Genomic DNA, 9916 nt, shown 5'->3' with positions numbered 1-9916 from the left:
CTGGGCCTTCACCAGACCCAGAATCTCGGTACGGAAATCCTCCAACCGGTCCGACCAGCGCAACCCGCCACGCGCCACCGGACCGAACCGCAGATGCACACCCTCTACCCGGGGTGAATACACGAAGATCTCGAATTGCGGCTTGGGCCTGGGCAATTCGGCTATCTCGCCCGGCTCCACCTTGATCGACAGGTACTCCCGCGGCGCGCCCTGCTCGTCGGTGCGGTAGTAGTTCGTGCGCAGCGTCGCCCGCACCAGGCTCAGGATGGCCCGCAGAATGCGGTCGGCGTCGAGGCTCACCACCTCGTTGATGCGTTCGGCGACCGCCGCTTCCAGTTCCGCCGCCCGGTCCGGAGCGGCCGAGTCGGGGTCGAACAGCGCCGCGAACAGGTCCACGAACAGCCGCGCCGCGTCCGGTGACGCGAGCAGCACGCGGGCGATATTGGCCTGGCTGTACGGAAAATCGGCCTGCTGCAGGTACTTCGAATACGCCCGCAGGATCGACACCGTGCGCCAGCTCAGGCCCGCGCGCAGCACGAGTTCGTTCAGGCCGTCGGCCTCGGCGCGCCCGTACCACAGCGCGTCGAAGGCCTGGGTGAACCGCTCGCGCAGACCACGCTCCCGCATGCCGAGCGCCTCCAGGCGGTCGGTCTTCTCGACCAGCTCGGCATCCATGTCGCGGTCCAACGCCATTCGCAACATGTCGGGCCGGGCCTGCAGCCCGAAATCGTAGATCCAGGTCTCGCGGCCGTCCTCGAACTGGATCTTGTACGGCCGCTCGTCGACCACCTCGACACCGAGGCTCTGCAGCAGCGGCAGGACCTGGCTCAACGAGATGCCGCCGCCGACGTAGAGAGTGAAGCGCCACGAACCCGGCTCGGCGCCGGGGCGGCGGTACAGGTGCTGGTCGATCCGGCCCGCGCCGAGCCGTTCCAGCCGCACGATGTCGGCGAGCGCGCGGCCCGCCGAGAAGTCTTCCTTGTAGGCGTCGGGCAGGGCGGCCGTGTAGCGCTGCACCACGGCCGGGTCCAGCACCGTGGAGGCGGCCACCTCGTCGCGCAGGTGGTCGTCCCAGGTGCGGCTGGCCTCGGCGAGCAGGCTCTGGATGCGCAGCCGGTTGGCCTCGGAGACATCCACCGGGGTGCCGGGTTCCGGCAGCCGCACGGTGAAATACACACTGGCCAGCTCGCTTTCGGAGACCCTGGCCGAGTAGTCGATGGAGACACCGCCCAGCTCGCGCACCAGGATGTCCTGGATTTCCAGCCGGACCCGGGTGGTGTAGCGGTCGCGCGGCAGGTAGACCATGCAGGCCACGAATCGACCGTAGGAATCCGAGCGCAGGAACAACCGAACCTGCCGCCGCATACCGACATTGAGCACCGCGCCCGCGGTGTGCCGCATCGTCTCGACGTCCGCGGAGAACAGCTCGGTGCGCGGGAAGGACTGGATGACCTCCAGCATCGCCTGCCCGGAGAAGGAGTCGAGATCGAAGCCGCTCTGCTCGATCACCGACCGCACCCGGCGTTCGACGACCGGAATGTCGAGCACGTTCTCGTGCATCGCGGCCACGGTGAACACGCCGATGAACAGGTGCTCGCCGGTGACGACGCCGGTGGAGTCGAATTCCGCGACGCCGACGAAATACGGGTACACCGACCGGTGCACGGTCGCCGGGACCAGGCCCTGGGTAAGCATCAGCAGCGGGCGCTCCCCGCTGTCCACCGGGACCCGGAAGTCGGTGCCCACGTCGGGACGCAGCACGCCGAGCGAACTGTCCGCCACGACAACGGGTTTCGCCTGCGGATCGCCCGTGGCCGGGCGCTGGTACCGGGCATAGCCGAGCACGGTGAAATGGCCGTCGGCCAGCCAGCGCAGCAGGTTGGCGCAGTCGATCAGGTCGGTCGGGGAGAACGGCGGGGTGCCTCGCCCGGCCGCCGCCTCCAGTTCGTCGGCGAGCCGGTCCTGCACGGTGCGCATGGTCTCGGTGTCACCGATCACCTGGCGCACGTCGGTGAGGACGTCGGCGATGCCGGTCTCGAGTTCGGCCAGCAGTTCCGGGCTGGTCGAGGGATGCAACTGCACATGCATCCAGGACTCCCGGCGGCCCGTCGTCCCGTTGCCGTCGACCTCGTGCGGCACAGCGGATTCCAGCGCGCCCTCGGCGTCGCGGACCACCTCGATGATCGGGTGGATCACCTCGCTGATGCTCACCGCCTGCCGGCTGAGGTACGAGGTGACCGACTCCACCAGCAGCGGCATGTCGTCGGTGACCATCTGCACCGCGGCCCCGAGGCCCGAACCGTCGTCCGGGTGGTACACCCGCACCCGCGCCTGTCCCGGCGGGCGGAGCAGGCCCAGTTCGATGTGCCGCCGGAACACCAGGTTCGAGCCCCCGGTGATCGCGCAGTCCACATCGCCGGCGTCCACGTGGCGGAAGTACGCCTCCTCGAGGCTCGCCAGCTCGCCGCGCAACTGCTCCGGCAAACTCGCGACCCACGCCACGGTGGACATATCGGACGAGACCGTCATTTTCTTCGCCAACTCCCTCGGATTGGGTTCCGCAACAAAGTGACGCCGGAGTCGAGAGTAGCTGGACGCCGCAGACGCCGCCGGGGAATGTCCCCAAACCTGCGACTACGGCAGCACGCCCGAACGTTCCGGTTGGTACGACCTCACCCGTGCATTCTCGAACTTCCAGGTAGCGCCCGACAAGCGTTGCGCCGGTAGTCATTTGGCACACGCCTGAAATATGACGAATCACACCGTTTGCTTCTGGATAACCCCTCGGTAACCGGAACGCTGCCGGGTACGGAACGACGGAAAATCAGTCGCGGGTCAGCTTGCGGTGGGTGACTCGATGCGGGCGCGCGGCGTCCGGTCCGAGCCGCTCCACCTTGTTCGCCTCGTAGGCCTCGAAGTTGCCCTCGAACCAGAACCAGGCGGCTTCGTTGTCGTCGTTGCCTTCCCAGGCCAGGATGTGCGTGCAGGTGCGGTCGAGGAACCAGCGATCGTGGGAGATGACCACGGAGCAACCGGCGAACTGCTCGAGGGCGTTCTCCAGCGAGCCGAGGGTCTCGACATCGAGGTCGTTGGTGGGCTCGTCGAGCAGGATCAGGTTGCCGCCCTGCTTCAGGGTGAGCGCCAGGTTCAGGCGGTTGCGCTCACCACCGGAGAGCACACCGGCCGGCTTCTGCTGGTCCGGGCCCTTGAAGCCGAAGGCGGAAACGTAAGCGCGCGAAGGCATCTCCTGGCTGCCGACCTGGATGAAGTCCAGGCCCTCGGAGACCACCTGCCACACCGTCTTGTTCGGGTCGATACCGGCGCGGTTCTGGTCGACGTAGCTCAGCTGGACCGTGTCACCGACCTTCACCGTGCCGCTGTCCGGCTGCTCGAGGCCGACGATGGTCTTGAACAGCGTGGACTTACCGACACCGTTGGGGCCGATGACGCCCACGATGCCGTTGCGCGGCAAGGTGAACGACAGATCCTTGATCAGCTGCCGGTCGCCGAAGCCCTTGTCCAGGTGCTCGACCTCGACGACCACATTGCCCAGGCGCGGACCGGCCGGGATCTGGATCTCCTCGAAGTCCAGCTTGCGCATCTTCTCGGCCTCGGCCGCCATCTCCTCGTAACGACCGAGGCGGGCCTTGTTCTTGGCCTGGCGGGCCTTGGCGCCGGACCGCACCCAGGCCAGCTCGTCCTTCAGCCGCTTCTGCAGCTTCTGGTCCTTCTTGCCCTGCACTTCCAGGCGCTCGGCCTTCTTCTCCAGGTAGGTGGAGTAGTTGCCCTCGTAGGGGTAGGTGCGGCCGCGGTCGAGTTCGAGGATCCACTGGGCGACGTTGTCGAGGAAGTAGCGATCGTGGGTGACGGCCAGCACGGCGCCCGGGTACTGCGCCAGGAACTGTTCCAGCCACAGCACGGATTCGGCGTCGAGGTGGTTGGTGGGCTCGTCGAGCAGCAGCAGGTCGGGCTTGCTCAGCAGCAGCTTGCACAGCGCGACGCGGCGGCGCTCACCACCGGAGAGATTGGTGACCGGCTCCTCCGGCGGCGGGCAGCGCAGCGCGTCCATCGCCTGTTCCAGCTGTGAGTCCAGATCCCAGGCGTCGGCGTGGTCGAGATCCTCCTGGAGCTTGCCCATCTCCTCCATCAGCTCGTCGGAGTAGTCGGTGGCCATGAGTTCGGCGATCTCGTTGAAGCGGTCCAGCTTCACCTTGATCTCGCCGAGGCCCTCCTCGACATTGCCGCGAACGGTCTTCTCCTCGTTCAGCGGCGGCTCCTGCTGCAGGATGCCGACGGTCGCCCCGGGAGCGAGCCAGGCGTCCCCGTTGTTCGGCTGGTCCATGCCTGCCATGATTTTCAGCACGCTCGACTTGCCGGCGCCGTTCGGACCGACAACGCCGATCTTGGCGCCGGGGAGGAAGTTCAAGTTCACGTCATCGAGGACGACCTTGTCGCCGTGCGCCTTGCGAACTTTCCTCATCTGATAGATGAACTCAGCCATGTGCGAAAGCCTATCGGTGTGGGTGTGTGCGGGACGAAGCGGCGCTACCGCGCGAGCGCCGGGGAGCGGAATCGCTCGTCAGCCGGCCTCGACCGGGGTAGCGGAGACCGGGTCGGCGGCGCTCGGGTCGGCCGGTCGATGATCCGCCTCGACATCAACGGACGCGGAGGCGGCGGAGTTCCCGCCCGGAGGGCGCAGGACCGGGGCCGAGCAGCGGCCGAGGTCCGGACCCAGGGCGCTCGCGCGCATCTCCGGGTCGTGCCGGGCCACGCCGTCTCTGGTGTGGTACTCCGCGGTGCGCAGCTGCCCGTAGGCGATGACGGGATCACCGCGGCGGATCGAGGCGTCCACACCCTCGACCAGCCGCCGCCAGCAGTTGACGGTGAGCAAGAGGGTGCCGTTGTCCACCCAGCTGCCGCTGTCGCGGTCGAACCGGCGGGCGGTGCTCGCCATCCGGAACGACACCACCTGCTCGCCGCTGGGCAGGCTGCGCCGCACCGGGTGCGTGACCACATTGCCGATGACGGCAGTATTCGCCTCGTACATGTTCCGCCCCTTCGTAATTCGGTCCCTCGACGGCGCGCGGCCGTGCGGACCGATCCCCTGTGCCCCTGCGATCGGGACACCTCCAGCCTGATCGATCACCCGCCGCCGCAACAGACCGAAACCGAATCTGTGGATGAAATTCCCGGCTGTGGATACCCGCTGTTCCGCTTTGCGCGGCCAGGGCCTACAGCGTCGTCAGATCCGTGTTCGCCCCGCACAGCACGATCACCGGCCGCTCCCCCGGGCCGGGCACATACGCGCCGCTCTGGATCGCCGCCAGCGCCACCGCGCCGGCCGGTTCGACCACGATCCGGAATTCCCGCCACAGGTACTCGCGCGCCATCGCGATCGCGTCGTCGGTGACCAGCACCGAACCCATCCGGTACCGCTGCGCGAGTTCCAGCGGTATGTCGCCGATCCGGGTGGCGCCCAACGCATCCGAGGCCAACCCGCTGACGTGCACGTCCACCGGGCGGCCCGCGGCCAGGGCGGCGTGCAGAGTGGGTGACCCCTTCGGCTCCACGCCGATCACGCGGCCCCGCAGACCCAGGGCGGCCGCGATCCCCGACGCCAGCCCGCCACCACCGACGGCGACCAGCACCGGCGGACGGCCGCGGACCTGACGCTCGATCTCGAGCCCCACGACCCCCGCTCCGGCTACCACCGCGGGCAGGTCGTAGGCGTGTAGTTGCAGGGCGCCGCGCTCCTCGGCCAGCTGGGTCGCGTAGTTCTTGGCGTCGGCGTAGGTCGTGCCGTGCCAGAGCACCTCGGCGCCGTAGGCCCACATGGCGGCCACCTTGGTGTGCGGCGCCGACTCGGGCACCACCACCGTGCAGGACCGTTCCTGCACGGCGCAGGCCAGCGCCGCGGCGATACCGGCGTTGCCGCCCGAGGCGATGATGACGCCGCGCCGATCGGACCGGTTCTCGAGCAGCGCGTTCAGGCTGCCTCGTACCTTGAAAGTGCCGCCGTGCTGGAGGTATTCGAGCTTGAAGGTCACCTTCACCGGGCCGTGCGGACCGGTCACCTCGGTATGGAAAACCGGCGTCACGCGGATCCGGCGGCCCAGCCGCAGGCGGGCGGCTCGCACGTCGGACCGGTACAGCCGCCGCACATTTCCCGTCGTGGGCGCGTCGGTCACGACCGAGTCCCCCGATCCCGCCGGGCCAGCTCGGCGAACATGGCGTTGTGCGCGGCCAGGTCGGCGTCGTGGTCGCGCTCGGCGGCGCGGTCCATCCGCTTGGCCAGCCGGTCGTCGCTGCGGGACCACTGGATCAGCAGCGCCAGCATCACCAGCACGAGCGGGATCTCGCCGCTGGCCCAGGCCAGGCTGCCGCCGGTGCGCTGATCACCGAGCAGATCGGTATTCCACCCCAGCCCGATCGAACGGTAGAACGAGGCGCCCAGCACGGTCGTCATGCTCATCAGCGCGACACCGAAGAAGGCGTGGAACGGCAGCGAGCCGAACACCATGCCCACCTTCGTCATCGACTGCACCTGCCGCGGTTTCGGATCGATCCCGAGCACCACCCAGTAGAAGAGGTAGCCCGACACCAGGAAGTGCACATTCATCACCAGATGCGCGCCGTGCGAGTCGACCACCGAGTCGAAGATGCCGCCCAGATAGAGCGCGTAGAAGCCGACCACGAAGAACGCCGTGGCCACCACGGGCTGAGTCATGAACCGCGACACCGGATTGTGCACCGCGGCCAGCACCCACTCCCGCGGCCCCGGTGGTGCGTCGCGGCCGGCAGGTGGCAGCGCGCGCAGCGTCAGCAGCACCGGCCCGCCGAGCGCGAACAGGATCGGGGCCAGCATCGACAGCAGCATGTGCTGGGCCATGTGCACGCTGAACATGGCCGGGGCGTACCGGCCGACACCCGAACTGGTGGCGATCAGCAGCACCGCGCAGCCACACAGCCAGGCGATGGTGCGCCCGGCGGGCCAGGCGTCGCCGCGGGAGCGCAGTCGCCGCACCCCGGCCAGATACAGCACAGCAAGCACGAGGGACAGCGTCCCGAAGATCAGATCGAAGCGCCAGTCGAACAGAATTCGCGCGGCCGTGGGCGGGCCGGCCAGGTCGTATCCCAGCTCCACCTCGGCCGGGGTCGGGACCTGCTTCAGATCCGGTGGCGGCGTGCGGCCCAGCCCGGCGGCGAGCCCGACGGTAGCCGCGAAGACCAGCGCCTCGACACCGGCGTAGCGGATCAGGGCGGCGCGGTCGCGCGCGTTCTTCAGGAGCGCGGGCACGGCGATGCGCCGCTGCACGAAACCGATCACCCCGAGTACGCACAACGCCATCGTCTTCGCGATCACCAACCGGCCGTAGGTGGTCGTGAACAATTCGCTGCCCGGCACCCGCACCCAGGCGTTGATCACCCCGCTGACCGCGACCACCGCGAACGCCCCGGTGGCCACGAGCGAGAACCGCCGCGCCGCCGTCCCGGTGTGCTCGCCGCCGCGCAGCGCGTAGGCCAGCACCGAGAACAGCCCGCCCACCCAGAGCGACACCGCCACCAGATGCAGGATCAGGCTGTTGGTGGCCACATCGTGCGCACCCCCGGACGAGGAGTGTCCGGTCAGGGCGACCGGCATCAGGCACAGCACCGCGTACGCGAACAGCACCGGCGTCCAGCCCCAGCGCAGCGCGAGACGACAGCCCACCGCCAGCGCCAGCGCCATGCAGGCCGTGGTCCGCCACGAACCCGCGACCTCGACCTGCGCGATGGCATGCCACACCTGATCGGGCCGCAGCGTCGACCGGACCGGTTGCCCGGTGGTGTCCGACAGCGTCAGCGGCACCAGCAACGCCGCCGCGCCGGCCCACACCAGCGCCGCGATCCCGGCGCGGTGCAGCGCCCGGTACCCGCCCACGTCCAGCAGTCCATTACGCTGCGGCGGCGTGAGGAATGCCGCGAACAGCAACGAACCGACCGCCATCGCCGCGGCCAGATCGGCGACCGCCCGGACCGCCGGCAGACCGTAGGTGGTGAGCGGGCCCGGATCCGGGATTCCGAGCAGCGTCAGCGCCTGAGCTGCGGACAGGCCCACCACCAGCGGGGCGACCAGCGCCGCCAGCGCGGTGGCGACCGCCGTGAGCACCGGGAACATCGCCGCCGACTCCGACCGGATGCCCTGGGATTCGGCTTCGACGGACGGGTCCTGCGGTGACGACATGCGGTTCAGCCTAGTTCGGCGCCCACACCCGCGACCGCCCCGGTCCGCACCTCCCGCGGCCTCCTGTGACCCCGCTGACATGCCCGCGAGTTGCTCAGCGGCAACCGGGACCGAATCTGGACGCTCGCTATACTAATCGTGCTGGACACCGTGCCGAGAACCCGGCATGGTGTGTGGTGCTGTGCACTGCCTCCGTAGCTCAGTTGGATAGAGCAAGGGCCTTCTAATCCCTAGGTCGCAGGTTCGATTCCTGCCGGGGGCGCCACCCAGCTTGACCATTTTCCCAGGTCAGGCAGATTACCCACATAAGTACCCCGCCGTGGCACCGAGGAAACCCCCGGATCACACGCGATACTCGGCGCGGAGGTCCTTCTTCTCCAGCGAGATCTTCCACTTCTCACGGCGCGTTCGCGCGGTTGCCGTCAACATTGTAGGTCTACGATCAAGAGCGCGGTGCACCTCGAGAAATGGAGTCCTTCGGATGGCCGAGTCGTCGAACAGTCGCAAGAAGACCAGGGCCGGGCGCGGTGATGGCCCGGTGACTCGGGCGGCGGTGCTGAGCGCGGCGCTGGAGCTGGTCGATCGCGAGGGTGTCGACGGGTTGTCGATGCGGCGGCTGGCCGAGGCGGTGGGCCGGGATCCGATGGTGATCTACCGGCATGTGCCGAACAAGGCCGCGGTGCTCGACGGTGTCGCCGAGGTGGTGTTCGGGCAGTTGTCGGTCGACGCCGCGGCGCCGGATTGGGTGGCCGAGGTGCGGCGGGTGGCACGGGAGTTCCGACGGGTGGCGCTGGCGCATCCACGGGTGGTGCCGTTGCTGGTGACGCGGCCGCTGGCGACTCCGCTCGGACAGCGCCCGCCGACCATGGTGCGGCCGCTCGAGGACACGCTCGCGCTGCTCATGGGCGTCGGCTACACCGAGGTCGACGCGCTGCACATCTACCGGGCGCTGTTCGGATTCCTCTACGGGCATGTGCTCAACGAGTTGCAGGAGATCGTGGAACGCCCGGAGGAGACCGACGATCTGCTGCGGCTCGGGCTGTACCGCCTGCCGATCGGCGAGTTCCCGCTGGTGCGCAATCTCGCATCGGTGCTGGCGGCCTACGACGGCGAAACCGAACTGGAGCGTGGCCTCGACATCCTGCTGGCCGGTCTCGCCGCGACGCTGCCGGGGCCGGGTGACGCCGCGCCCGTCGACACGGGCGCGGTCACCCTCCCCGGACCGGAGGATGCGCCCGCCGCGCGGTGAGGCTCGCGCCTCCGTCGTCTACAATGTGAATCTACGCTGTAGATAGCAGTGCGATCGCTGCGCGCCGACTCGGCACGAACGGCCGTCGAGCGGCGCAGGGGTCGGACGACGGAAGGAGGACGTGTGCCGGTCCGATCCGACAGACCTCCGAGTACGGACACCATTTCCTACGCACATCTGTTCCGGTTGAGCGACGAGTGCGGGATCTTCGAGCACGCGCGGCTCACCGAGCCACGGGTCGACAACGGCTACTGCGTCGACGACGTGGCACGCGGCCTCCTGGTCACGGTCCGCGAAACCGAGCCCACCCCGGAGCTGCTCGACCTCACCAGGGTGTACTTCGACTTCGTGATCGATGCGCTCACCCCGGACGGGCGCTGCCACAATCGACGCGGGCCGGACCGGTGCTGGCAGGACGAGCCCAGCCTCGACGATCATTGGGG

General features: G+C 68.8%; 6 protein-coding genes, 1 tRNA gene and 1 pseudogene. 3 read left to right on the top strand and 5 right to left on the bottom strand.

Going from position 1 to position 9916, the window contains the following annotated elements:
- From QH470_RS17970 to QH470_RS17950, 5 genes are all read right to left on the bottom strand, one after another.
- Nucleotides 1-2529 (bottom strand): NAD-glutamate dehydrogenase domain-containing protein (locus QH470_RS17970; RefSeq protein ID WP_280273533.1); only part of this gene is annotated, 2529 nt, incomplete at its 3' end.
- Between the two features lie 295 nt (nucleotides 2530-2824).
- Entirely contained in the window at nucleotides 2825-4501 is a 1677-nt protein-coding gene (ettA, locus tag QH470_RS17965) for an energy-dependent translational throttle protein EttA (protein ID WP_280273532.1), read from the bottom strand.
- 78 nt (nucleotides 4502-4579) lie between these two features.
- Nucleotides 4580-5047 carry a single-stranded DNA-binding protein gene (locus QH470_RS17960; RefSeq protein ID WP_280273531.1) on the bottom strand — a complete coding sequence of 156 codons (468 nt, stop codon included), beginning with the start codon at nucleotides 5045-5047 and terminating at the stop codon, nucleotides 4580-4582.
- A 184-nt stretch (nucleotides 5048-5231) separates the two neighbouring features.
- Nucleotides 5232-6188: a threonine/serine dehydratase gene (locus tag QH470_RS17955; RefSeq protein ID WP_280273530.1), complete on the bottom strand. Its 957-nt coding sequence runs from the start codon at nucleotides 6186-6188 to the stop codon at nucleotides 5232-5234.
- On the bottom strand, nucleotides 6185-8224 hold the full coding sequence (locus QH470_RS17950) for a bifunctional copper resistance protein CopD/cytochrome c oxidase assembly protein (RefSeq protein WP_280273529.1): 2040 nt from the start codon (nucleotides 8222-8224) through the stop codon (nucleotides 6185-6187). The genes QH470_RS17955 and QH470_RS17950 overlap by 4 nt, the downstream gene beginning before the upstream one ends.
- Nucleotides 8225-8412: 188 nt before the next feature.
- Here QH470_RS17950 and QH470_RS17945 point away from each other — a divergent pair.
- From QH470_RS17945 to QH470_RS17935, 3 genes and pseudogenes are all read left to right on the top strand, one after another.
- Nucleotides 8413-8489: transfer RNA gene (locus tag QH470_RS17945), tRNA-Arg, on the top strand.
- A gap of 216 nt (nucleotides 8490-8705) precedes the next feature.
- Nucleotides 8706-9473, top strand: a complete 768-nt coding sequence (locus QH470_RS17940; RefSeq protein WP_280273528.1) for a TetR/AcrR family transcriptional regulator C-terminal domain-containing protein — start codon at nucleotides 8706-8708, stop codon at nucleotides 9471-9473.
- 123 nt (nucleotides 9474-9596) lie between these two features.
- A pseudogene (locus tag QH470_RS17935) lies at nucleotides 9597-9916 on the top strand (glycosyltransferase); the annotation flags it as partial.

This window comes from Nocardia wallacei (assembly GCF_029868745.1).
In the GTDB taxonomy this organism is placed as follows: domain Bacteria; phylum Actinomycetota; class Actinomycetes; order Mycobacteriales; family Mycobacteriaceae; genus Nocardia; species Nocardia wallacei_B.
Note: the sequence above shows the minus strand (reverse complement) of the source record. Positions and strands in the feature narration are given on the sequence as shown.

What these genes read in the sequence shown, in the direction of transcription:
- QH470_RS17960 (WP_280273531.1), bottom strand. Translation starts at nt 5,047, where the DNA reads ATGTACGAGGCGAATACTGCCGTCATCGGCAATGTGGTCACGCACCCG.
- QH470_RS17950 (WP_280273529.1), bottom strand. Translation starts at nt 8,224, where the DNA reads ATGTCGTCACCGCAGGACCCGTCCGTCGAAGCCGAATCCCAGGGCATC.
- ettA (WP_280273532.1), bottom strand. Translation starts at nt 4,501, where the DNA reads ATGGCTGAGTTCATCTATCAGATGAGGAAAGTTCGCAAGGCGCACGGC.
- QH470_RS17940 (WP_280273528.1), top strand. Translation starts at nt 8,706, where the DNA reads ATGGCCGAGTCGTCGAACAGTCGCAAGAAGACCAGGGCCGGGCGCGGT.